The 26,318-nt window shown below is 40.0% G+C and carries 18 protein-coding genes and 1 tRNA gene; 14 read left to right on the forward strand and 5 right to left on the reverse strand.

Annotated features, from left to right (window positions below):
* Positions 1-13: 13 nt before the first annotated feature.
* Positions 14-310, forward strand: coding sequence for a thioredoxin family protein (locus ACOKFG_RS06235; protein ID WP_136467482.1), 297 nt, complete (start codon positions 14-16; stop codon positions 308-310).
* 22 nt (positions 311-332) lie between these two features.
* Here ACOKFG_RS06235 and ACOKFG_RS06240 read toward each other — a convergent pair whose 3' ends face one another.
* Entirely contained in the window at positions 333-3,662 is a 3,330-nt protein-coding gene (locus tag ACOKFG_RS06240; protein ID WP_298794066.1) for a DUF2723 domain-containing protein, read from the reverse strand.
* A gap of 171 nt (positions 3,663-3,833) precedes the next feature.
* Here ACOKFG_RS06240 and ACOKFG_RS06245 point away from each other — a divergent pair.
* Positions 3,834-3,905 (forward strand) — tRNA-Gln (locus ACOKFG_RS06245).
* Positions 3,906-4,040: 135 nt separating this feature from the next.
* Here ACOKFG_RS06245 and ACOKFG_RS06250 read toward each other — a convergent pair.
* Positions 4,041-4,817, reverse strand: coding sequence for a CPBP family intramembrane glutamic endopeptidase (locus ACOKFG_RS06250; RefSeq protein ID WP_298794068.1), 777 nt, complete (start codon positions 4,815-4,817; stop codon positions 4,041-4,043).
* Positions 4,818-4,912: 95 nt separating this feature from the next.
* Positions 4,913-6,007 carry a helix-turn-helix domain-containing protein gene (locus tag ACOKFG_RS06255; RefSeq protein WP_298794070.1) on the reverse strand — a complete coding sequence of 365 codons (1,095 nt, stop codon included), beginning with the start codon at positions 6,005-6,007 and terminating at the stop codon, positions 4,913-4,915.
* A 245-nt stretch (positions 6,008-6,252) separates the two neighbouring features.
* Between ACOKFG_RS06255 and rimP the strand changes: the two genes are divergently transcribed.
* From rimP to infB, 3 genes are read left to right on the forward strand one after another with little or no spacing between them, the layout of a single operon-like run.
* A complete protein-coding gene (gene rimP, locus ACOKFG_RS06260; protein WP_299175053.1) occupies positions 6,253-6,714 on the forward strand; it encodes a ribosome assembly cofactor RimP in 462 nt (153 codons plus the stop codon).
* A gap of 13 nt (positions 6,715-6,727) precedes the next feature.
* Positions 6,728-7,960 carry a transcription termination factor NusA gene (nusA, locus tag ACOKFG_RS06265; protein ID WP_298794074.1) on the forward strand — a complete coding sequence of 411 codons (1,233 nt, stop codon included), beginning with the start codon at positions 6,728-6,730 and terminating at the stop codon, positions 7,958-7,960.
* Between the two features lie 42 nt (positions 7,961-8,002).
* Positions 8,003-10,687, forward strand: a complete 2,685-nt coding sequence (infB, locus tag ACOKFG_RS06270; protein ID WP_299487913.1) for a translation initiation factor IF-2 — start codon at positions 8,003-8,005, stop codon at positions 10,685-10,687.
* Between the two features lie 54 nt (positions 10,688-10,741).
* Here infB and ACOKFG_RS06275 read toward each other — a convergent pair whose 3' ends face one another.
* The gene (locus ACOKFG_RS06275; protein WP_299175055.1) at positions 10,742-11,107 is read right to left on the reverse strand and encodes an SPOR domain-containing protein; all 366 of its coding nucleotides are present in this window, start codon (positions 11,105-11,107) and stop codon (positions 10,742-10,744) included.
* A gap of 234 nt (positions 11,108-11,341) precedes the next feature.
* Between ACOKFG_RS06275 and ACOKFG_RS06280 the strand changes: the two genes are divergently transcribed.
* The 9 genes from ACOKFG_RS06280 (at position 11,342) to ACOKFG_RS06320 (ending at position 23,919) form a co-directional block, all read left to right on the forward strand.
* A complete protein-coding gene (locus tag ACOKFG_RS06280; protein WP_422862053.1) occupies positions 11,342-12,673 on the forward strand; it encodes a c-type cytochrome in 1,332 nt (443 codons plus the stop codon).
* 32 nt (positions 12,674-12,705) lie between these two features.
* On the forward strand, positions 12,706-15,828 hold the full coding sequence (locus ACOKFG_RS06285) for a TAT-variant-translocated molybdopterin oxidoreductase (protein ID WP_299487909.1): 3,123 nt from the start codon (positions 12,706-12,708) through the stop codon (positions 15,826-15,828).
* A gap of 33 nt (positions 15,829-15,861) precedes the next feature.
* Entirely contained in the window at positions 15,862-17,589 is a 1,728-nt protein-coding gene (nrfD, locus tag ACOKFG_RS06290) for an NrfD/PsrC family molybdoenzyme membrane anchor subunit (RefSeq protein ID WP_298794085.1), read from the forward strand.
* Positions 17,590-17,591: 2 nt separating this feature from the next.
* Positions 17,592-18,119 carry a DUF3341 domain-containing protein gene (locus ACOKFG_RS06295; protein WP_298794087.1) on the forward strand — a complete coding sequence of 176 codons (528 nt, stop codon included), beginning with the start codon at positions 17,592-17,594 and terminating at the stop codon, positions 18,117-18,119.
* A gap of 4 nt (positions 18,120-18,123) precedes the next feature.
* A complete protein-coding gene (locus tag ACOKFG_RS06300; protein WP_422862054.1) occupies positions 18,124-18,693 on the forward strand; it encodes a c-type cytochrome in 570 nt (189 codons plus the stop codon).
* A gap of 17 nt (positions 18,694-18,710) precedes the next feature.
* Entirely contained in the window at positions 18,711-20,027 is a 1,317-nt protein-coding gene (locus tag ACOKFG_RS06305; protein WP_298794091.1) for a quinol:cytochrome C oxidoreductase, read from the forward strand.
* Between the two features lie 27 nt (positions 20,028-20,054).
* Positions 20,055-21,113 carry a cytochrome c oxidase subunit II gene (locus ACOKFG_RS06310; RefSeq protein WP_298794092.1) on the forward strand — a complete coding sequence of 353 codons (1,059 nt, stop codon included), beginning with the start codon at positions 20,055-20,057 and terminating at the stop codon, positions 21,111-21,113.
* 43 nt (positions 21,114-21,156) lie between these two features.
* Positions 21,157-22,974 carry a cbb3-type cytochrome c oxidase subunit I gene (locus ACOKFG_RS06315; RefSeq protein WP_298794094.1) on the forward strand — a complete coding sequence of 606 codons (1,818 nt, stop codon included), beginning with the start codon at positions 21,157-21,159 and terminating at the stop codon, positions 22,972-22,974.
* A gap of 120 nt (positions 22,975-23,094) precedes the next feature.
* Positions 23,095-23,919, forward strand: coding sequence for a GIN domain-containing protein (locus ACOKFG_RS06320; RefSeq protein WP_299487905.1), 825 nt, complete (start codon positions 23,095-23,097; stop codon positions 23,917-23,919).
* A 2-nt stretch (positions 23,920-23,921) separates the two neighbouring features.
* On the opposite strand, the gene ACOKFG_RS06325 is transcribed toward ACOKFG_RS06320, so the two are convergent.
* A complete protein-coding gene (locus ACOKFG_RS06325) occupies positions 23,922-26,186 on the reverse strand; it encodes an acyl-CoA dehydrogenase family protein (RefSeq protein WP_299487902.1) in 2,265 nt (754 codons plus the stop codon).
* Positions 26,187-26,318: the final 132 nt, after the last annotated feature.

A 26,318-nucleotide genomic window follows, 5' to 3' on the forward strand; every position in this document is an offset into this window, starting at 1 on the left:
CGAGTAAGTATACATGTCTAAATTTGGTGAACTTATTGATGTAAAAGTGCCAGTGTTGCTGGACTTTTACGCAGAATGGAATGATCAATCCACCTCTATGCATCCTGTGTTGCGCGATGTAGCAGCTGCCTTAGGAGATAAAGGAAAAGTGATTAAAATCGATGTCGACAAAAACAAAGAGCTTTCACAAGCACTCCGCATCAAAGGGTTACCTACTTTGATGATCTACAAAAAAGGAGAAATGGTCTGGCGACAAAGCGGTGAACAGGATGCCAATACCCTTATTGGAATCCTAAATGAATATATCTAAGCCGATTTATTTTATTTTCAACCTATTGGACAGCGGCTGCTGAATCCGATATGGCTTCTATGGTGTCCAATGGAATAGAATCTTCAATGTCCGGATCGGGCATGGTGGGTTCTTCAAAAGCATCTTCATCTTCTCCAACAAACTGGGAGAATTTGTCTATGTACTCATTGAAAATCAAGGTTTCAGATTCAGCCAGTTCCCTATCCTGATTTTCGATAAGGATGTCAATGTTTCTCCTGTACGCCTGCATTTCGGTTAGGATGTCATCAATTTTGTCGTACTGCTCATCCAATGGAATACCGGAATAGTACTCCAATCGTTCTTGATAGACCTTTTTCAGTTTTTCAAAAAGCTCACGTGCCTTATCGGTTTCACCGACTTTGTAATATCCGTCTACAAAAGGCTCCACAAATGCATAAAACCCATATCGTTCAACAGGCATATTTGTCATGGCCATATCAATGATATCTTTGGCCTTATCTATCTTGTTTTCGGCAATCAATGTCTCCATCAAACGGGCAAGATTACTTCTGAAAGACAGACCTTGTGAACGTGTTTGGGGGTCGTGGTAAATGTCTCCGCTTGAATTTCCCCAATCCCACTTTTTGACGATATCATACATTAGGTCACTATCTATTCGACCCATTTCAAAGGAACTTCTGTTTTCGGTCTTAATGGGAACCAATTTGTAGGTCAAACCATCCAACTGCAAATAATCCTTCATCCAAATGTACTCTGCACTATCAAAGCTTCCACCGGAAAAATAGATGGGCCTTTTCCAATCGTTGTTGGCGATAAGGTCTAACATTAAAATCCTATTTTTTGGAAGCGCACTCTTTGGAAGGTCAATATCTATATAATCTACGATGAGATCAGCATCTTTCTCCTTGACCAATCCGCTTTCTAAAACATTCTTTTTGTTGACAGGAATCCTGATTTTATTGGTAGGATAATAAATGATATTTAAAGTGCCTTCGGGAACCTCACTAACATCAACACCTTGCTTTTCCAACAAATACTTATATCTGGTCTGAGGTTTATCACTTCCAATCCAATTCACAAAATCTTTGATACTCCACCTATTTTCTGTTATACCTTGATAATAAACAGCATCTCGTGAGCCATAACGATATTTATCATGGGTCAGTTGTGAAGGAATTGGGTCACTTTCATAGGCTTTTCGTTTCATCTGGTCTATATACCAATCTGTGGCAAAAAGGCTAGTGTTAACTACACGAACATCGGTTCGGTAGTCTTCAATTTCCTGCACATACCAGAGAGGGAAAGTGTCGTTATCCCCAATAGTAAACAAAATAGCTCCTGCATCTTCTTGACACGAATTTAAGTACGCCTTTGCCGTTGAATTTGCAGTAGCTCTACCTGAACGGTCATGATCATCCCAGTTCTGAAAGGCCATCAGCAAGGGAACTGCCAAAAGGCATATTACCGTAATCGCTGGGGCGGCTATCTTAGCTGATAAAAACTTCCTGAATTCATCAAATAGGCCATATACACCCATACCTATCCAAATACAAAAGATATAGAATGACCCCACTAGGGAATAATCTCTTTCCCTGGGTTGGAAAATGTAAGGATTGGTATAGAATTGAATGGCCAATCCGGTAAACATAAAAAAGACAAAGAGTGCCCAAAAGTGTTTTGGATTTTTGGAAACTTGAAAGACAATACCGATAATCCCAAGGAGTAGCGGTAAAAAGAAATAGGTGTTTCTGCCTTTGTTGTTTTCCCAGTCGCTGGGCAGGTTATTTTGACTCCCGAGTCTAAGGCTATCCACAAAACCGATACCACTTAGCCAATGTCCATTTTCATCATATCTACCCTGAACATCATTCTGTCGGCCAACAAAATTCCACATAAAGTAACGCATGTACATGTATCCAAATTGGAACTCGAACATGTACTTAATATTTTGCCAAACGGTGGGGGGTTCGACTTCGATATATTCACTAAACTCGCGTAAAAAACGAATGTATTGTTCGCCGTCAAGCTCTCCTCGGGCATAGGCATCTTTAAATTTGGCGACGGCCTCCCGCAGGTCGTTGTTTGATATATATTCCGACTTGATCTTAAACTCTAATACACCAAAATGGCGCATGTAATTTTCCGCATGTTGCTCACTCCAAAGTCTTGGTAAAAAACCTACATGCTTCTCATGCGGACCTTGAATGGCATTTTTATAATTATTGACAATCACATACTTGCCCAACTTTTCATCTTTCTCGTATTTTGGACGGTCGTCCTGGTCTTCTCCAGCTGGTGCGAAAGTATTGGAGTAATATGCCCCATAAAATGGACTTTCTACCCCTGGGTATTGCTCTCTGTTGTAGTACGCAAGAAGTGATCGAGCATCTGAAGGGTCATTTTCATTGACCACGGTATTGGCATTAGCTCTTATGGGCAACATCAACCAAGATGAAAAACCGAGCAAAAGAAACATCAAGCACAACACTATGATATTTCCTGAATGGAAGCCATTTTTTCTTGTGTAACGCAGGGCAAAATAAAAGGCTGAGATAAACAACAACCCCATTATGATTGTCCCCGAATTAAATGGCAGTCCAATGCTGTTTATGAAGAAAACTTCACTCCAACCGAATAATTTTAATACATAGGTCAAGGAAAATTTGTAAACCAACATTAGTAGGGTCACAACTATAATATTGGCCAACAAAAAGTTCTTTATTGTTGTTGTTTTGTATGTTTTGAAATAGTATAACAGGCCTATGGATGGGATGGCCAAAAAGCCCATAAATTGTATTCCGAAAGTAAGGCCGATTACAAAGCAAATGAGTAATAGCCATCGATGACCTCGAGGGTCGTCAAGATTGTCTACCCATTTTAGTCCCAGCCAAAGTAAAAGGGCCATGATTAAACTGGCCATGGCGTAAACTTCTGTTTCTACCGCATTGAACCAAAAACTATCGGAAAAGGTAAATGCCAGTGCGCCTACCAAACCACTTCCAAAAATGGCGATGGTCTTACTATTACTCAACGGTTTCTTTTTTGAAATCATTTTGCGGGTCAAATTCGTGATTGTCCAAAATGTGAACAATACTGCAAAAGCACTTGAAACAATGGAAACGGCATTGACCATCAAAGCAATCTTGGAGGAATCACCAAAAGCGAATATCGAAAAGAATGCACCGATCATTTGCAAAAGAGGAGCACCTGGTGGGTGACCTACCTGCAATTTGGAGGAGGTGGTGATATATTCACCTGCATCCCAAAAACTTCCAGTAGGTTCAACGGTAAGGGAATAAACGATAAATGCAATGGTAAAAGAGACCCATCCCAATATGGTATCCCATTTTTTGAAGTCTTTTGCAAACATAAAAGTTGGTGTTTACCAAGTTGAGGCGAATTTAGTAAATATAGTAGAGAAGACTATTGAATTTTGGAAAACCTTTAACAAGGGCACTTGCAAAAAATAAAGCTTGGAATCTTATCAAATTATTTGTTGAAACGAAAGTTTGTTTTAAATTTGCACCCTCTTAATGGTAAATGGCCCATGGTGTAATTGGCAACACAGCTGGTTTTGGTCCAGTCGTTCTAGGTTCGAGTCCTAGTGGGCCAACAAAAAATCCTCTTAATTTTAGAGGATTTTTTTATTGCCTCAATTTTATTGAGAGCTGTCCGCCACAGACATATGGCTTTTTAATGGGATTTATCCAAGATTTATTGGAAACACCATGAGTTGTAAACATCTTTTCTAACGGAACATTGGTAACCCCTCAGATGCGGCCAAAAAACCGGCAAGAGCCCCGAGAGTATTCAATGTGCAATGAATAATAATTCCCAAATAGACATTTTTCTTTTTCCAAACTATCCAACTTAAAATAATTCCGATTAAAACTGTAGCCATATAATTATGTGGCTGCCAAAAATGGTACAAACCAAAGAGTGCACCGTTTAAAATAGGAGCCCATTTTTTTAGGTAGGCCATTCGTGGTAATAAATACCCCCTAAAAAACAGTTCTTCAACAAGTGGTCCAATAATACCATCAATGAATATTCCCAAGAAAAATACTTTGGCGATAAGGGATAAATTTGCGCTTCCAAAGCCAGGGTCGAAATACCATTCGGGCAACCAGAAGAAAATGTTTTCTTTGATCCACAAGCCAATCGGGTATAAAGGAATGAAAACAACCAAACATGCCAACATTCCGATAAGTGACCATTTTATATATTGACCAACGGACAACTTTTCTGTGTATGCTATGACGTTTTTAAGGGTGTAACGTCCGTTTAGCTCTTTTCCTTTGCGGAGTAAATGTGTGGTCGCCAAAGGTGTTAGAACCAATAGTTCAACCAATAGCAAAGGTGCAAGTCCAGGGTATCCCATATCGACCAGATGTCCGCTTATAAGGATATATACAGCCAGAAAAATGATTCCCATATAGAAGTGGTACCATAATTGTTTTTTTAAAGTGATTTGATCCTGATAAATATCGAAGGTGTTTCCCATGAGGTCTGTTTTAAGATTCATGGAGCTAAATTGAATTGAAAATCGGACCTGTGCGACCGACTTTACGAAGTCGAACCAATTTAATGGGTTGGATTTCAGGAAATCAGAAGTCGAACTTAGGTTTTTAGTCTTCTGTATTCCGTTGGTGTAAGGCCAGTCCTGTTTTTAAATTGTGTGTTGAAAGAGGATTTGGAATTGTAACCTACAAGGTACATTACTTCTAAAATGGTCAATTTATCGTCTTGACTCTCCTTAAGGATTTTTTTGGCGGCTTCTACGCGATACCCATTAATTAAGTCAAAAAATGATTTTTTGAAAACTTCATTGATTGCCATGGAAACCTTTCGTGTATTCTCATTTATGGAAAGCGATAGCTGCTCCAAGGTTAAGTCAGGTTGAAAATGGATGGAATTTTGCTCTAAGGCGGAAAGCACTTTTTCAGAAATCATGTCAGCTTCTTCCTGCTCAAGTTTATTCTTAGCGGTGCTTGTGAATTTGACTCTTTCTACAACAAAAGGATGATCCAATGCCTTTACAATTATCCGGATAAGAATGAGGCCCATGCAAAGGGCCAGCAATGGTAATCCAATTTTAAAGTAAACATTTGGATTGTAATAAAAAAGGGTTGCCAGTAATGAAATAACCAATATTACAACTACCGCATTTAGGATGTCTTTTAGCCAATTGATATCATATTCCGAATAAAATGCATTCAGATTTTTAACAGTTTTTGAAACCATACCCTTTGCATGGAAAACATAGGCAAAAACGTGGGCATATATCAATAGTGCTCCGATGAAAGAGCCAATAGGCTGGTTCGAAGTCGATATGGAATGTAGTACTTCTAGTTTGTTTTCTAAAGGAAGTGAGTGATAGGTGGCCATGATGATAAAAAGTAGGCAGATAAATGGTAAAAGGTGTACTAGATCATTTTTTTTAAGAATGCCCCCTAGTATCCTTTTAGTGTAAAAAAAGAGCAAAGGGCCATAAAGTAATGAAGTGGAATCTATCCAGAGGGCCAATCGCGGAAATGTTTCGTAGAACCCCATCACAAAAGCTACGGCATCCAAAAAGTCCAGCGCCCATAAAAGAAAGAAGCCTCCCAACAGCCAATTTGAAGAAGGAACCCCCTTTTTTGAAACAAAAAGGTAAATTGCCAACAATCCAAACAATGTAATACAAGCAATGGAAAAGATTATGAAGAGATTCATTGTGGCAATTTGAGACAAAATAATGCAGATATGGATTAAATGCAAGAAAGATAATCTTGGGCGCCATCTTTTCAGAGCATGGTTTTAATTCTAAAAGAATCAAGAAGAAGCTACTTGAAAAGCATACTTTAATTTATATCTCTTGCAATTGCATCATGTAATATTTATTGTATATTTGCGCCACTGAACGGATATAAATGTATTCATGAGGGGACTTCTGGTCCCCTCTTTTATTACTTGATTTTATGTTAAGGGAGAAAGTAAAATCATTATTGAGCAAGGCTTTGGAAGAAAATCCATCCTTGTTTTTGATTGATTTTATGATAACAAATGATAATACGATCCGTGTGGTTTTAGATGGTGATGAGGGTGTCAATCTTCAAGATTGTATGAACATAAGCAGGGCCATCGAGCACAATTTGGATAGGGAAGAGGAAGACTTCTCTTTGGAAGTCACCTCGGCAGGAGCAGCTTCCCCATTAGAATTGCCACGTCAGTACAAAAAGAATATTGGTAGAAAATTAAAGGTAAGGACAGGTGAAGAAGAATTGGAGGGAAACCTGACCCAAGCCTCAGAAGAAAGTATTACCTTGGAGTGGAAGGCCCGTGAGCCAAAGCCTGTAGGTAAAGGAAAAGTTACAGTTCAGAAAAAACGGGACATTCCCTTTTCTGAAATCCATGAAGCAAAAGTGATATTAAAATTTTAATTGTAATTCAAAAATGGAAAACCTAGCGCTCATCGAATCCTTTTCGGAATTTAAGGACGATAAGTTTATAGATAGGGTAACCCTTATGGCAATTTTGGAAGATGTGTTCCGAAATGCACTCAAGAAAAAGTTTGGTTCTGATGAAAACTTTGACATCATTATCAACCCAGATAAGGGTGATTTGGAAATTTGGAGAAACCGAATCGTTGTAAAGGATGGAGAAGTTGAAGAGCCCAATGAGGAGATCTCTTTGTCCGAGGCCAGAAAAATTGAACCAGATTTTGAAGTGGGCGAGGATGTTTCGGAAGAGGTGAAACTAATGGACTTAGGTCGTCGTGCAATCTTAGCATTGCGCCAGAACCTGATTTCTAAGATTCATGAGCACGATAACACTACCATTTATAAGCAATTCAAGGATCTAGAAGGAGAAATATACACGGCTGAGGTGCACCATATTCGTCACAAAGCAATCATTTTGTTGGATGACGAAGGCAATGAGATTATCCTTCCAAAGGAAAAACAAATTCCATCTGACTTTTTCCGCAAAGGAGATAATGTCCGCGGCGTAATCGAAAGTGTTGAACTTAAAGGAAACAAGCCGGCAATTATCATGTCCAGAACATCACCAATTTTCTTGGAACAATTATTCTTCCAGGAAATTCCTGAGGTGTTTGATGGATTGATAACAATAAAGAAAGCTGTTAGGATTCCAGGTGAAAAAGCAAAAGTTGCCGTGGACTCTTACGATGACAGAATTGATCCAGTAGGAGCTTGTGTTGGAATGAAAGGATCTCGAATTCATGGAATTGTTCGTGAATTGGGTAATGAAAATATCGATGTAATCAATTGGACCAACAACTCACAGTTGATGGTCACAAGAGCATTAAGCCCAGCAAGAGTATCCTCTGTAAAGTTGAACGATGAAAAGAAAACAGCTCAAGTATATCTAAAGCCGGAGGAAGTTTCCAAGGCTATTGGTAGAGGTGGTCATAACATCCGTTTAGCTGGTCAATTAACTGGTTATGAGATTGATGTGTTCCGCGAAGGTGTAGAAGAGGATGTGGAATTGACGGAATTCTCAGATGAAATAGAAGCATGGGTCATTGAAGAGTTCAAAAAGATTGGACTGGACACAGCCCGAAGTGTTCTTGAGCAAGATGTGAAAGACCTTATCAAAAGAACTGATTTAGAAGAAGAAACTGTTCAAGAGGTAGTGCGCATCCTCAAAGAGGAATTTGAAGATTAAACTATATATTAGCAGCGAATTTTAGGGCAAGTAAAACAATTTATGGCAGGAAACCCAACAATACGACTCAACAAAGTTCTAAGAGAATTGAACATTTCACTGGATAGGGCAGTGGACTACCTTTTGTCAGTAGGTCATGACGTAGAGGCGCGTCCTACTACCAAAATCACGGATGAGGTGTATCAAGTACTGTTGGATGAGTTCCAAACGGACAAGAGTAAAAAAGTTGCTTCCAAAGAGGTTGGTGAGGAAAAGAGAAAGGAAAAGGAAGCGCTCAGAGTTCAGTTGGAACAAGAACAGGAAGAACGTCGACTTGCTAGGGAGAAAAGGAACGCTGAGCAAGTCATAAAGGCAAAAGCGGAACTTTCTGGTCCGAAAACAGTGGGTAAGATAGACCTGGATAAAAAGCCTGAGACTCCAGTAGAAGAAAAACCTAAGGAGGTAGCTGTGGAGGAACCTAAACCTGTGAAGGCTGAAAAGCCCAAAGAAGAGGTTGAGGTTAAAGAGGTTGCAAAACCAGTTGAGGCCAAAAAAGAAGAAGAGGAAGCCCCAGCCAAAGAGCCGGAGGCAATTCAAACCCAATACAAAAAACTTAGTGGTCCTAAGATAACTGGTGATAAAATTGACTTGTCTCAATTTAACAAGCCAAAGAAAAAGAAAGAGGAGCCAGCTAAAACATCTGGGAGAACTGCAAGTGATAACGATAGGAAGAAACGTAGAAAACGTATTGTTAGCAAGAATGCTCCTCAGCAGGGTGGTAATCGACCCAGAAATAATGGTCCAGTTAGAAAAGGAAACCAGCGAGCTGTTCCCAAGGTAGAGCCTACCGAAGAAGAAGTACAAAAACAGGTAAGGGAGACCCTTGAAAAACTTCAAGGTAAATCCAGTAAAGGAAAAGGTGCCAAGTACCGAAGAGAGAAAAGAGATCAGCATCGTCAGCAGACTGAGAAAGATCTTGAACAACAAGAATTAGAGAGTAAAATCTTAAAGGTTACAGAATTTGTGACCGTGAACGAGGTGGCAACCATGATGGATGTGACCACTACGCAAATTATTTCTGCATGTATGTCACTAGGAATCATGGTGACCCTGAACCAAAGATTGGATGCAGAAACACTTTCTATTGTCGCTGAGGAATTTGGATATGAAGTGGAGTTTGTAACCGCAGAAATTGAAGAATCCATTGAGGAAGAAGTTGATGCTCCGGAAGACTTGAAACCAAGAGCACCTATTGTTACTGTAATGGGTCACGTTGACCATGGTAAAACATCCCTTTTAGATTATGTTAGGGAAGAAAATGTGATTGCCGGAGAAAGTGGTGGTATTACCCAGCACATTGGCGCATATGGAGTTACCCTGGAAGATGGACAAAAAATAACATTCTTGGATACTCCAGGTCACGAGGCGTTTACCGCTATGCGGGCAAGGGGTGCACAAGTTACCGATATTGCAATTATTGTAATCGCTGCTGATGATGATATCATGCCGCAAACCAAGGAAGCAATTAGCCATGCCCAAGCGGCCAATGTTCCTATTATTTTTGCGATCAATAAGATTGATAGACCAACAGCAAATCCAGATAAGATTAAAGAAGGTCTTGCCGGGATGAATTTATTGGTGGAAGATTGGGGTGGTAAAATCCAATCACATGATATATCTGCGAAGACAGGAGATGGTGTAAAAGAACTTTTGGAAAAGGTGTTGCTTGAAGCTGAATTATTGGAGTTGAAAGCAAACCCTGACCGATTAGCAACGGGAACCGTGGTTGAGGCGTTCTTGGATAAAGGGCGAGGATATGTTTCCACAATTTTGGTGCAAACAGGAACCTTGGAAATTGGTGATTATGTTTTGGCAGGAACCTGTAGTGGTAAAGTAAAAGCCATGCAGGATGAAAGAGGAAAGAACATCAAAAAGGCCGGTCCAGCAACTCCTATTTCTATTTTGGGATTGGATGGAGCTCCGCAGGCCGGTGATCGATTCAATGTGTTGGAGGATGAGCGTGAAGCAAAACAAATTGCTACCAAGCGTTCGCAACTACAACGTGAACAATCTGTTAGGACACAGCGTCATATTACACTCGATGAAATCGGAAGAAGGATTGCGCTTGGTGACTTCCAGGAACTGAACATTATTCTTAAAGGTGATGTTGATGGATCTGTTGAAGCATTGACGGATTCTTTCCAGAAATTGTCTACCGATGAGATTCAAGTGAATATCATTCATAAAGGCGTAGGAGCTATTACAGAATCTGACGTATTGTTGGCAAGTGCCTCCGATGCGATTATTATCGGATTTAATGTAAGACCAATGGGTAATGCTCGAGCAGTGGCCGATAAGGAGGAAATCGATATCAGAATGTACTCCATTATCTACGACGCTATCAATGATCTTAAAGATGCGATGGAAGGTATGTTGTCTCCTGAAATGAAAGAGGAGATTACAGGTAATGCCGAGATTAGGGAGACCTTTAAGATTTCCAAAATCGGAACCATTGCAGGTTGTATGGTAACAACTGGTAAGATCTTTAGGAATTCGCAGATTCGTCTGATTCGTGATGGAGTTGTCATATTCACTGGAGAATTGACGTCTCTTAAACGATTCAAGGATGATGTTAAGGAAGTATCCAAAGGATATGACTGTGGATTACAGATTAAGAACTATAATGATATAAAAGAAGGTGATATTGTTGAAGCCTTCCAAGAGGTGGCGGTCAAGAAAAAACTGTAACCTTTATTAACAAAGAATAAAAAATCCCGCCTAAGCGGGATTTTTTTATTGGATTTATTTTCCTTCTGGTTTTAAAAGAATTGCCTCCGGATATTTTTTTCTCACTTCCATGTATTTACGTTCTGCTTCAAGTTTTGTCTTAAATTTCCCTAAACGCACACGATAGGTCGGTGATTCAAATTCAATTTTAGAATACCAACCAGCAAAATCGATATCTACTTTTGTTTTTAAATTTTGAGCCTTCTGATAGCTCCCAAAACCTACTTGAATCTGATAAAAATCAGACTTGGAATTGACTTGAGTATACAATTTCAGTAACTCGTCTATACGTGGATCTTGTTCAATGGTAATGTTACCTTCCTGTGCAGAAACGTGTAGTGCAAAACCAGCAAAAAGGGCTATAGATACAAGGGTTTTCATAATTTTCGACCGCTTTTCCAAATTGTGATTATACAAATGTAATTTATTCAGTTTTAAACCAAGGAAATGCATATTATTTAGAATGTTTATAAATTATATATTATAAATACCTTAACATTTTAAAAAATGTGACTATGTCGTACTTTTGTGACCAATTTTAGGCCGAGAAAAGCTATTGTTCTCAGTATCAATGGAAATAACCGTGCCAAAGATTTCGACAGAAATTTCGTTAATATGAAAAAGGTTTTATACCGCCATCTATTTTCTAAAGTTTTAGGTTTATCCCTCCTATTTTTTTCCGTTTCAATTTTTGCGCAAGAAGAAGCAGCTGAAGCTTCTGGTGGTGATGCTGCCAAGGGAAAGCAGCTCTTTAACCAGAACTGTGCAGCCTGTCACTCTTTGGACAGAAAAATGACGGGACCTGCATTGGCAAATGTAGAAGCGAGATTGTTAGAAGACGAAGGACTGGATAAAGAATGGCTTTATACTTGGATTAAGAATAGTCCAGGGATGATTAAGTCAGGTGACTCCTACGCCAACAAGATTTATGCTGAATACAATCAAGCGGCGATGACGGCATTCCCGACTTTGTCAAATCAAGATATCGATGATATTTTGGCATATACTGCGGCTCCACCTAAAACAGCTGTTAAGGGTCCTGAAGGTCCTGAAACGCCGTTGACTCCATCTGAACCAGGTATCTCTAACGAATTAATATTAGGTGCACTGGCATTGGTTTTTGGCCTGTTGGTCATCATGTTGCTTTTGGTTAATAAGACATTGCGAAGAATAGCCGAGGCCAATGGAGTGGTGTTGGAAAAAGAAAAAGCTGAAAAGAGAATCCCAATATGGAAAGCTTTTGCTCAAAATCAGTTTTTGGTTTTGGTTACTGCTATTTTCTTGTTGTTGGCCAGTGGATATTTTGCCTACGGATGGATGATGCAGGTTGGTGTTGACCAAGGTTATGCGCCGGTACAGCCAATTCACTATTCACATAAAATCCACGCAGGAGACAATAAAATTGAATGCAAGTATTGTCACTCTTCCGCTAGAGTTTCTAAACATTCAGGAATACCATCTTTGAACGTTTGTATGAATTGTCACAAATCAATTTACGAGTACAAAGGAAATCCTGAGGGACCTAGTGCGGAAGATTTGGCAAATGGATATACCAATGAATTCTATACCGGCGAAATCAAGAAGTTGTACAAAGCCGTTGGATGGGATGAAGAGAATCAACAATATACAGGTGAGACACAGCCAGTAGAATGGGTTAGAGTACACAATTTGCCTGATTTTGCATATTTCAATCACTCACAGCACGTTTCCGTTGCTGGAATCGAATGTCAGACATGTCATGGTCCAGTAGAAGAAATGGAGATAATGGAGCAGTTTGCACCATTGACCATGGGATGGTGTATTAACTGTCACAGGGAAACAAATGTGAAAATGGAGGGTAATGAATACTACGAAGCTATCCATGCAGAACTTTCCAAGAAATATGAAGTGGAAGAATTGACTGCCGCAATGATGGGTGGTTTGGAATGTGGTAAGTGTCACTATTAAGAATTAAAAGAAGATAATCTCAGATATATCGTATGGCATCAAACAAAAAATATTGGAAAAGCGAAGCGGAGTTAAATCCGAACGATTCCATTGTTGAGACGCTAAGACAAAATGAATTTTCGGAAGAAATCCCGGTTGATGAGTTTTTAGGAGATAAAGAAAACCTATCAGCTTCAACAACCAATAGAAGGGATTTTCTAAAATATGTTGGATTCAGTACCGCGGCTGCAACTGTTGCTGCCTGTGAAGGTCCTGTTCACAAATCCATCCCATATGTTGTGCAACCGGATACTATTGTGCCAGGAGTTGCAAACTACTATGCGACAACCATAGCAGATGGATTTGATTTTGCCAGTATTTTGGTAAAAACCCGAGAAGGAAGACCTATCAAGATTGAAAATAATACCGATGCCAAGGTGAATGGTAGTGCAAATGCACGTGTTCAAGCATCTGTGTTGACTTTATATGATAGCAAAAGGGTTCAAGGGCCGATGGCTAATGGAGAACCTATCGAATGGAAGGTGTTGGATGCTACAGTAAGAGCAAAACTGGGGAGCTTGAAAGGTTCGAACAGACAGATTGCCTTATTGACCCAAACCTACGCCAGTCCATCTACTGAAAAGTTGATTGCCGAATTCAAAGCTGAATTTGGGGACAATGTAAACCATGTAACGTACGATGCCATTTCTGAAGATGCTGCCTTGAATGCTTTCAATGCGGCCTATGGAGAAAGAGCATTAGTGGACTACGATTTTGAGAAAGCGGATGTAATTGTGTCCTTCGGAGCTGATTTCTTAGGAGATTGGCAAGGCGGAGGATATGATGGCGGATACGCTAAAGGACGTGTTCCAAAAAATGGAAAAATGTCCAAGCACATTCATTTGGAATCCAATATGTCACTGTCTGGAGCTAATGCGGATAAGCGTTACCCGATGACGGCTGCACAGCAGAAAATTGCGTTGGCCAAATTGTATGGTAAGCTAAACGGAACCAATGTAGGTGGAGGAACTTCTGATGTGGACGAAGCCGTTGATAAAATTGCTGCAGAAATCAGAAAAGCTGGAAGTAAAGCTGTTGTGGTTACAGGTCTAAACGATGTTAACGCGCAAACGGTTGTTCTGGCTATCAATAAGTTGCTTTCAAGTGAAGCTTTTGATACGGAAAACCCAAAATATGTTCGTCAAGGTGATGTTGCCAAGGTGAACAAATTGGTTTCCGATATGAATTCTGGCAGAGTAGGGGCTTTGATTATTGACGGAGTTAATCCGGTATATTCATTACCAAATGCTGAGGACTTTGTTGCTGGATTAGAGAAAGTTGATGTTTCTGTAAGTTTTGCTTTCAATAATGATGAAACTGCCCAATCTGTTGGATATGTAGCAGCTGCTTCGCACTATTTAGAATCTTGGGGAGATGCCCAATTGAAAAAAGGACAATATAGTCTTATGCAACCTGCTATCCGTGAGTTGTTCGATACCAGACAATTTCAGTCTGCTTTATTGACTTGGATGGGTAGTGATAAGACCTATTACGAATACATTAAAGAAAATTGGGACACTGCTATTTTACAAGGTTCCGATTGGAATCAGGCGTTGCAAGATGGTGTTTTTGTGGCTTCGGCAAGTGCAGAAGTTGCAGAAGAGCCGGTAGCTGCTCCAGTTGAAGCTGAAGAAGAACAGTGGGAAATCGCTCCAATCGCATCTTCGATAAGAGCTTTGGTCGGCGCCACCAGTCAAGGAACTGAATTGGTATTGTACTCCAAAGTGGGGATGGGAGATGGTCGTCAGGCCAACAACCCATGGCTACAAGAATTCCCTGATCCAATTTCAAGAGCGTCATGGGATAACTATGTTACTGTTTCCAAAGCAGATGCTGAAAAATTAGGATTGAAAAATCATAATGTTGCGAATGGTGGATTAAATGGAAGCTACGTTAAGCTTACTGTTGATGGCACTGTGCTTGAAAATGTCCCGGTAATCATTCAACCAGGTCAAGCCAATGGAACAGTTGGTCTTTCCTTTGGATATGGGAAACAAGCTGGTATGCAGGAGGAATTGGCGACAGGAGTAAATGCTTATACCTTATATAAGAACTTTTCCGATGTGCAATCGGTCAGTATAGAAAAAACGGCTGGAGAGCATGAATTTGCATGTGTGCAGTTGCATAATACGTTGATGGGGCGTGGAGATATCATCAAGGAAACCACCTTGGAGATTTTCAATACCAAAGACCATCACGAGTGGAACCATATGCCTCAGGTTACATTGAATCATCAAGAGATTCCTGTGACTTCTCCAGATGCAGACCTTTGGGAAGAATTTGATCGTTCCATAGGACATCACTTTAACTTGTCAATCGACCTAAATGCATGTACCGGATGCGGTGCCTGTGTGATTGCATGTCATGCTGAGAACAATGTTCCTGTTGTAGGTAAACAGGAGGTTCGAAAATCAAGAGATATGCACTGGTTGCGTATTGATAGATATTATTCTTCCGAAGACACTTTTGAGCAAGATGATGAGAAGAAAGAATCAATGGATGGTCTTTGGGGCGACAATGGTTCTTTGGGAGGATTTGGAGAAATGGAAGACCCTTCTGTTAATCCTCAAGTAGCATTTCAGCCTGTAATGTGTCAGCACTGTAACCACGCACCTTGCGAAACGGTTTGTCCAGTTGCTGCAACATCACACGGTAGACAAGGTCAAAACCAAATGGCTTACAATCGTTGTGTAGGTACTAGATATTGTGCCAATAACTGTCCTTATAAAGTACGTCGATTCAACTGGTTCCTATATGCCGATAATGATGAGTTTGACTTCAACATGAATAATGACCTTGGTAAAATGGTTATTAATCCTGATGTCAATGTTCGATCTAGAGGTGTTATGGAAAAATGCTCAATGTGTATCCAAATGACACAGAAAACTATTTTGGATGCTAAGCGTGAAGGTAGAGTCATCAAGGATGGAGAGTTCCAAACAGCATGTTCTGCAGCCTGTAGCAGCGGAGCTATGGTATTTGGAGACATCAATGATAAAGAAAGTAAGGTTGCCGAGTTGAAGGAAGATGATAGAATGTACCATTTATTGGAGCATGTAGGCACAAAACCCAATGTGTTCTACCATGTTAAAGTGAGGAACACCAACGAGGCTTAATCAATAAATAAAGAAGTAACAAGAAGATAAATTATGGCGTCGCATTACGAAGCACCTATTCGAAAGCCCTTAGTACTTGGAGACAAAGGATACCACGATGTTACCGTGGATATCGCCGCTCCTGTGGAAGGAAAAGCCAATAAGCATTGGTGGATTGTTTTCACCATTGCCTTGGTAGCATTTCTTTGGGGTATAGGATGTATCATTTATACCATTTCTACCGGTATCGGAGTTTGGGGTCTGAACAAGACTGTTAACTGGGCTTGGGATATTACAAACTTTGTTTGGTGGGTAGGTATTGGTCACGCAGGAACCCTGATATCAGCGGTATTATTGTTGTTCCGTCAAAAATGGAGAATGGCGATTAATCGTTCTGCAGAGGCGATGACCATATTCTCGGTAATTCAGGCAGGTCTTTTCCCAATTATACACATGGGACGTCCATGGTTGGCGTATTGGGTACTTCCAATTCCTAACCAATTTGGCTCATTGTGGGTAAACTTTAACTCACCGCTACTTTGGGATGTATTTGCGATTTCAACATATCTATCTGTTTCCTTGGTTTTCTGGTGGACGGGATTATTACCTGATTTTGCAATGATTCGTGACAGAGCGGTAAAGCCTTTCCAAAAGAAGATTTACAGTCTATTAAGCTTTGGATGGACAGGTAGAGCAAAAGACTGGCAACGTTTTGAAGAAGTTTCATTGGTTTTGGCAGGTTTGGCAACACCACTGGTACTTTCTGTACACACCATTGTATCCTTTGACTTTGCCACTTCGGTAATTCCAGGATGGCACACCACCATTTTCCCTCCGTATTTCGTTGCGGGAGCGATTTTCTCTGGATTTGCCATGGTGAACACCCTTTTGATCATTATGAGAAAGGTGTGTAGTTTGGAAGCATATATCACTGTTCAGCATATTGAATTGATGAACATTGTAATCATGATTACAGGTTCTATTGTTGGATGTGCCTATATCACTGAGTTGTTCATCGCATGGTATTCAGGAGTGGAATACGAACAATATGCCTTTTTGAACAGGGCTACAGGACCTTACTGGTGGGCTTATTGGTCCATGATGACCTGCAACGTATTCTCACCACAGTTTATGTGGTTTAAAAAATTACGTACCAGTATTATGTTCTCTTTCTTCATTTCCATCGTGGTAAACATTGGAATGTGGTTTGAGCGTTTCGTAATTATCGTTACATCATTGCATAGAGATTACCTTCCATCTTCATGGACTATGTTCTCTCCAACCTTCGTGGATATTGGAATATTCATCGGAACCATTGGTTTCTTCTTTGTACTATTCCTGTTGTACTCAAGAACATTCCCTGTAATTGCTCAGGCAGAAGTGAAATCTATTTTGAAATCTTCAGGAGAACGATTCAAAAATCTACGCGATGCAGGAAAGCCTTTGTATCAAACACCTTCCAAGGGAAGTGCAACTGTTGAAAAGGCAGCTCCAAAAGAAGAAAGTCCCGAAGCTGATACGGCTAAAGTTTCTTCCTTGTTGGATTCTATCGGAACCTTCGACGCAGCTACAGAAACTGCAGACGATTTGAAAAAAGTAAAAGGAATTGGTCCACAAATGGAGCAGACCTTGAACCAAATAGGGATTTTTACTTTCGCACAGGTAAGTAAAATGACGGAAAAAGAATATGATTTGTTGGATTCAATCACTGGTTCGTTCCCTGGAAGGGCACAACGAGATGATTGGGCTGGACAAGCGAAAACATTAAACGATAAAAAGTAATTATGGCATCAAAAGTTATACAGGCACTTTATAATGATGATGATGTGTTGATGCATGCCGTAAAAAAGGTTAGGGCAGAGCACCATCATATTGAAGAGGTGTACACACCTTTTCCAGTGCACGGTTTGGACAAGGCAATGGGCTTGGAAGATACCCGAATTGCGATTACGTCTTTTATGTACGGTTGTTTGGGATTGACAGTGGCTATTGTTATGATGAACTATATCATGATTGAAGACTGGCCACAGGACATTGGAGGTAAACCAAGTTTTAGCTATTTGGCAAATATGCCGGCTTTTGTTCCAATCATGTTTGAGATGACCGTATTCTTTGCAGCCCACTTAATGGTGATTACATTTTATCTCAGAAGTAGGATGTGGCCATTCAAGAAAGCAGAAAATCCCGATGTAAGAACCACTGACGACCATTTTTTAATGGAAATTGGATTGGGGGACAATGAAAAAGAATTGACAGCACTACTTTGGGAAACAGGAGCTGTAGAAATAAATGTTACAGAAAAGGAGTCTTAAAAATATGAAGCATTTAGGTAAAATAAGTGTTGTTTTGGTTTTGGTCCTTTCTTTTGCGGCTTGTGCCGATAAGAATCATCCAAACTACCAATATATGCCAAACATGTACGAACCTGTCGGTTATGAAACCTATCAGGGCGTTGACAATGGATTGTTTCCACAGGGAACTGAGGCTATGCTTCCTGCTGAAAACACAATCCCAAGAGGATATTTGCCGTACAAGTTTGAAAACACTCCGGAAGGAAAAGAATTGGCAAGATTGGAACCTAGTCCATTGGATTCATTGCAAAGCGAAGCTAATTTGGCCAAAGGAAAAGAGTTGTATGACATTTACTGCGCTATCTGCCATGGACCAAAAGGAAAAGGTCAGGGTACTTTGGTAAAGCGCGAAAAAATATTGGGGGTTCCTAGTTATGACCATGTTGCACGCAACATTACAGTGGGAACAACATACCACACCGTATATTATGGATTGAATTCCATGGGATCCTATGCCGCACAATTGGCTAATGAAGAAGAGATGTGGCAAGTATCCGAATACGTAATGAAGTTAAAGGAAGACCTAACAAAATAATTGGATAAGAGCATACTATGTATACATTTTCAAACAAGCTAAAAATGGGATCTTTCATCGCTATGGCGTTGGGATTGATTTGTTTAGCAACTGGATTTTTAAATGCTCCCAGCACCGTGGAAGAAGCCAAGGAAATGGTGGCAGCTGCGCATGATGATGGACATGGAAGTGGACATGCAGAAGAAGCTGCACACGTTGCAGATGACGCACATGGCGAAGAGCACGATGCCTCACATGATGAGCATTTGTTGCACCAATTACAAAATAGGCCTTGGGCAGCATTGTATGTCGGAGCTTTCTTTTTCTTTATGATTGCTTTGGGTGTTTTGGCCTTTTATGCCATTCAGCGTGCTGCGCAAGCAGGATGGTCACCCATGTTGTTCCGTGTTATGGAAGGGATTACCGCATATTTGGTTCCTGGTGGAATTATTGTGTTTGTGATCTTGGTGCTTTCTGTACTGCATATGAATCATATGTTTGTATGGATGGATGCTGATACCGTAGCCCATGATAAATTACTTCAAGGAAAAGCTGGGTACCTTAACCCTACATTCTTTTTAGTACGAGCTGCTATTTTCTTAGGAGGATGGATTGGGTATAGAGAAATATCAAGAAGATTGTCACTAGCTCAAGACGAATCTGATGACAATTCCAACTTTGTTAAGAATTTTAGATGGTCTGCCGGGTTCTTGGTATTCTATCTAATAACAGAATCAATGATGTCATGGGATTGGATTATGAGTTTAGACCCTCACTGGTTCAGTACCTTGTTTGGATGGTATGTATTTGCCAGTATGTTCGTTTCAGGAATAACAGTTACTGCAATAATAGCCATCTACCTTAAATCCAAAGGATATTTAGAAAATGTAAACGACAGCCACATTCATGATTTGGCCAAGTTTATGTTTGCAATCAGTATATTCTGGACCTATTTATGGTTTTCACAGTTTATGTTGATTTGGTACGCAAATATTCCAGAAGAAGTAACCTACTACATAGCTAGGTTCCAGGATTATAAAGTGCCTTTCTTTACCATGTTGGCCATGAACTTCATCTTTCCCATATTGGTGTTGATGAACAGTGATTACAAACGGATTAATTGGTTTGTGATAATGGCTGGTATCGTAGTATTGTTCGGTCACTATTTGGATGTATTCAATATGGTGATGCCGGCAACCGTTGGTGACCAATGGCATTTTGGTGTACCTGAAATAGGAGGAATATTGTTCTTTGGCGGATTGTTCGTGTTCTGGGTGTTCAATACACTTACCAAAGCACCATTACAGCCAAAACGCAACCCATTTATTGAAGAAAGTAGACAATTTCATTATTAATACGATTAAGTCTTAGAAAGAGATACAATGACTGCATTATTAACATTGACTGTTTTAGTTCTGGTAGCAATCGCAATCTGGCAAATGACCAAGATTTTTGAATTGTCGCAGCTAAAATCAGACTATTCAGAGGTAGCCAACGATTCGGATAACAATTACAACGGTTATCTAATGTTCGCATTCCTGATTTTTATCTACGGAATTACCATATTCAGTTTTGCAAAATATTCCAAGATGCTGTTGCCGGAGGCATCATCGGCCCATGGTGGAGAGTATGATCAGCTAATGTGGGTGTCCTTTGCCATTATCTTCTTTGTGCAATTTATTACACAGGCATTGTTGCACTACTTCGGATACAAGTATCGTGGAAAAGAAGGACAGAAAGCACTTTTCTTTGCTGATAATGACCGTTTGGAATTCATCTGGACAATTATTCCTGTTATTGTTTTGGCGGGATTGATTCTTTGGGGATTATACACCTGGACCAACATTATGGATATCAATGATGAAGATGATCCTCTTATCGTTGAACTCTATGCACAGCAATTTAACTGGAGCGCTCGATACGGTGGTGAAGACAACGTTTTGGGAGATGCTAGTGTACGTTTAATTGATATTGATCGTGCCAATGTGCTTGGTTTGGATGAATCAGACCCGAATTCCTCAGATGATGTGATTGTAAAAGAACTGCACTTGCCTGTTGGACGTAAGGTCAACTTCATGATGCGTTCACAAGATGTATTGCATTCCGCTTACATGCCTCACTTTAGAGCGCAAATGAACTGTGTTCCAGGTATGATTACCCAGTTCTCATTTACGCCTACAAAAACTACAGAAGAAGTCAGATTGGATCCCGATGTGATCGATAAGGTAAAAAGAACAAATGCCATAAGAGCAAAACGTGCTGCGGCAGGCGAGCCTAACTCCGATCCATGGGAATTTGATTACGTATTACTATGTAACAAGATTTGCGGGAAGTCACACTACAACATGCAGATGAAGATTATTGTAGAGACTGAAGAGGAGTTCAATAAGTGGATGGCAGAACAGACCACTTTCAAAGAAACTGTTGCACCCGTAGAATAATAATAAGAAAGGAAAAGAACCTTAATAAAACTTAGAAGAGATTATGTCAGCTACTGGACACGAACACGGACACGAAGATCATGGACATCATCATAAAGAAACTTTTGTAACCAAGTATATCTTTAGTCAAGACCATAAGATGATTGCCAAGCAATATCTTATTACAGGTGTCTTGATTATGGGATTCATTGGAATTGCGATGTCTTTGTTCTTTAGAATGCAATTGGCATGGCCAGGAGAATCTTTTGCCGTATTTGAGATGTTTTTGGGTAAATGGGCTCCTGACGGGGTTATGGATGCTGACATGTATTTGGCATTGATAACCATGCACGGAACCATTATGGTATTCTTTGTACTTACCGCTGGATTGAGTGGTACCTTTAGTAACTTATTGATTCCATTGCAAATTGGAGCTCGTGATATGGCTTCTGGTTTCTTGAACATGCTTTCGTTTTGGATGTTCTTTGTATCAGCCGTAATCATGGTTATTTCATTATTTGTTGAAGCGGGTCCAGCAGCAGCTGGATGGACAATCTATCCACCATTGAGTGCATTACCTTCTGCTCAACCAGGTTCTGGAGCGGGTATGACGCTTTGGTTGGTGTCGATGGCGATATTCATCGCATCATCACTTCTAGGATCTTTGAATTATATCGTAACCGTATTGAATCTAAGAACAAAAGGAATGTCAATGACACGTTTGCCGTTGACAATCTGGGCATTCTTTGTAACGGCCGTAATCGGTGTGATTTCTTTCCCTGTACTACTTTCTGCAGCGTTGTTGCTGATTATGGATAGAAGTTTTGGAACCTCTTTCTTTTTGTCTGATATTTTCATTCAAGGTGAAGTATTACATTATCAAGGAGGATCTCCCGTATTGTTTGAGCACTTGTTCTGGTTCTTGGGTCACCCTGAGGTATATATTGTGATTCTTCCAGCGATGGGTATTGTATCCGAAGTGATGGCCGTAAATGCACGTAAACCTATTTTTGGTTATCGTGCGATGATTGCTTCCATTTTGGCAATTGCGTTCCTATCAACAATTGTATGGGGTCACCATATGTTTATCTCCGGAATGAATCCATTCTTGGGATCCGTATTTACATTTACAACATTATTGATTGCTATTCCTTCAGCGGTTAAAGCCTTTAACTGGATAACAACTATATGGAAAGGAAATCTACAGCTCAATCCAGGAATGCTCTTTTCAATAGGGATGGTTTCCACCTTCATAACAGGAGGTCTAACGGGAATTATTCTTGGTGATAGTACCTTGGATATCAATGTGCATGACACCTATTTCGTTGTGGCTCACTTCCACCTGGTGATGGGTATATCAGCCTTATATGGTCTTTTTGCAGGAGTATATCATTGGTTCCCTAAAATGTTCCAAGGTAGAATGATGAACAAGAATTTGGGATATGTCCACTTTTGGGTAACAGCTATTGGTTCCTATGGAATTTTCTTCCCTATGCACTTTGTGGGTATGGCCGGAGTTCCGCGTAGATATTATGAGAATACAGCTTTCCCAATGTTTGATGAATTAACGAACGTACAGGTTTTAATGACAGTATTTGCCATTATTACAGCTGGTGTTCAATTAGTGTTCGCTTTCAACTTTGTTAGAAGTATTTTCTACGGAAAGAGAGGACCTTTGAATCCATGGAAAGCAACAACTTTGGAATGGACAGCCCCGCAAGAACATATGCATGGTAACTGGCCAGGTGCAATTCCACATGTACACCGTTGGGCATATGACTATAGTAAAACGTATGAAAATGGGGAATATATACTCCCAGGTCAAGATTTTGTGCCACAAACGGTTCCTTTACAAGACAACGAGGAAGAGCTGAATCACTAGTAACTTCCATTTAAAATACACGCCCATCCATCCGGATGGGCTTTTTTGTTTAAAGAGTTTGGTACGGCAATTGTTAGCTCTAATTGTAATATCTTTAATAACCCTTTAAAACGAACACTTGTGAAACATTTAGCCTTACTACTGTTATTGTTGTGTCATATTACAGCTATGGCCCAACGCAAGCCAAAAATTAAGGGAAGCCGTATTGTGACTCAAGTCAATGATGAACTTCCGGCTTTCAATGCCATTCAGCTTAATGACGACTTAGATATCCTTTTAAAAAAGTCTTTTGGTCCGGGTTATGATATTGTCGCTGATGATAATCTGATTGATATTTTAAAGTTTCGGGTGGAGGACAGTACCCTTATCATTAGCTCTTTTTATAATGTTACTGCTAAAAAACAATTCGACATCACCATTAACTACACCGAGCTCAAAGCAATCACCTTAAAAAGGGGGAGCATTACCGTTGATGACGTTATCAGTAGTGATGAATTATTTGTAGATGCCTTTGAAAATACGAGATTAAACCTGAAAGCTAGTGCCGCCGTAATGGATATTAATATGGAAGGAATTAGCAAAGGGGATTTTAATGTTGACGTTGATTCCCTCAACGTAAGTATTAGCAACAGGGCGGAGGCCTATATTTATGCGGTTAATGAAACAAGTCTTGTTGAATTGGATGAAAATGGAATGTTGACCTTTGAGGGCACATCCGATAGAATCCAAGGAAATTTTTTAGGTAACTCTAGATTCAAGGGCGAGAAAATGGAAGCTGGTTCATTCAATGTCAATGTGGAAAATACAGCAAGTGCTAGAGTCTACGCGTTTAGGGATTTGGAACTTCGTGCAAAGGGAAACACCAAAACCTATCTTTATGGAAATCCGCAGATAACCATTCTGGAATTTATGGATACCTCCCAGTTGATCAAGAAATTAGAATAATCCTATGTTGCAATGGGAGCCGAAAGACAATGCTCGGGTATTCCAAAACCATCGACCAATACCTCAATATGTGGGCGAAATTCCGTGGACAAACGCTCTACACGCTGCCGTATGGCTTTTGACTTAGTTCCACCAAAATATCCTTGTTCCAAATACCACCTTGAATCTTCATGCAACTGGTTCAGTGCATAAAGAGTTCCCAATTTAGCCATTAGGTCTCTGTACTTTTCATCTGTGATGGTGCGGTGATGCTCTTCAAAGACCTGATAAGCCAATTCAACACTATAGGCTTTTCCCAATGCCAACAAATGGGTCTGAACCTTTAGAAAAGCTTGATAGGAAGGAACACCCTTTTTGATATAATTCCGAATGCGCATGGCCAAGGTGTATGTCAATCTGCGAGTACGATAATTAAATGCATGTTTGTGGAATTTTGGATTGTATAAATGTTCCGAATCTACTTTATTGGAATAAATAGGATTGATAACAGCAAGTTTATCTGACAACTGCGAGCGCAATAATTTTAATACTGAGGCGAACCCTGCACTATTGAACTCTGACTTAAAATCTGATAATATGCCCTTGGCGGCAAGTTGTAGCAGAACGTTGTTGTCCCCTTCAAAAGTGGTGAATATATCAACATCACCTTTGAGGTCGGCAATCCGATTTTCTAACAAATACCCTTTTCCCCCACAAGCTTCCCGACATTCTTGAATCGTGGTATTGGCAAACCAAGTGATAACAGACTTTAAGCCAGCGACCTGTGTTTCCACCTTTCTTTTATCTGGTTGGGTATCGTCGCTATACCTTTTCATCATTTCCTCTAGGGTGAAATGATATACATAGGCACTTGCAATTGCCGGTGTCAAACGAAGCTGGTGTGTTGGATAATCCATGATTAAATCTTCCTGGATTTTCACGGTATCATTAAATTGCCTTCGGTTCAATGCATGTTTCACGGCAATGGTCAATGCCATTTTAGCTCCGCCCAATGCACCTTTGGCCACACAAATACGTCCTCCTACTAGGGTGCCCAGCATGGTAAAGAATCTTTTGTTCGGATTTTTGATTGTGGAATAATAGGAGCCATCATCTTTGATTTCCCCATACTTATCCAATAGATTCTCTCTTGGAACACGTACTTGGTCAAACCAGATTTTCCCGTTGTCAACGCCATTCAATCCAAGTTTGTAACCGTTGTCTTCAACAGTGATTCCTTTAAATAGGTTACGATCCTTATCCCTAAGAGGAACCAGAATAGCGTGTACCCCTTGATTTTTTCCATCTACAATAAGTTGAGCGAAAACGGAGGCTATCTTTGAATGCAATGCGTTACCAATATATTCTTTATTGTCATTTTCACCTGGAGTGTGTATTACAATAGAATCGGTTTTCTTGTCATAGGTTGCTGTTGTTTTAATACCTCTCACGTTAGAACCGTGACCCGTTTCGGTCATGGCAAAACATCCCAGTAGGGTAGCCTTTCCAGCATTAGTTAGATACCTGTCATGATGTTTTTTAGTGCCCAGTTTTTGGATACTTCCACCGAAAAGACCAAATTGAACCCCAAATTTCACGGCCAGACTTCCATCCACATACATCAAATGTTCAAATATGGCAGCATAGGCAGGCATGTTACCAGTGCCACCAAATGCTTCCGGATATGCCATGGCGCCATATCCCATTTCACCCAAAAGGGAAACCTGTTTTAAAACGTGATTTCGAAAGTCGTTTTTATCTCGGAGGACGGTCCATTTAAAAACATCTTGATCAAGAAAAGAACGAAACGCATCGACCTCAGATACATGAGGTCCCTTGAGCAGTGTATCCAGACTTCGGGCATTGTATTGATTTGAAGTCTTTTCATGCACAACTTCAACATCAAATAAATGATTGTAATGATTGGGCTGTATCCCTAAGTTAATTTCAATATGTTTCAAATGCTCGTTAAAATCGCATTGCGAACAATGAAAGTCGCCCAATCGCTGACTTAATGAAGCTAGTGGATATGTATCACTTTCAATTAGTTTGATTTTGGAATTGTTGATGGTCTGTTTCCATTGTTTAAATTCATTGTCCGATGGTGGTTGTTCCCTATTGAGCCATTTCAGTAGCTGCTTTTTTTCACCCACATCTAATGTAGAATCATCCTCAATGGTTTTTTTAACCACGGAAATTTCAGAAGCAGAAAGCAAATCGTCCGACCAGATTACATAGAAAAATGGGATGTACTGTATTATGCCATTAGAATAACTGGGTGTTACCATGATATTTTATATTGAGGAATTATATTTTCAAGTATCTAATTTAAGTCATAGATTTTTAAGGCTTAGTTTGGAAATCAAACCTTGGGTTATTTTAATCAAATTGGTTTCAAGTGCATCAGGTTTCAACTATAT

It is taken from the genome of Flagellimonas rhodophyticola (genome assembly GCF_049332665.1).
In the GTDB taxonomy this organism is placed as follows: domain Bacteria; phylum Bacteroidota; class Bacteroidia; order Flavobacteriales; family Flavobacteriaceae; genus Flagellimonas.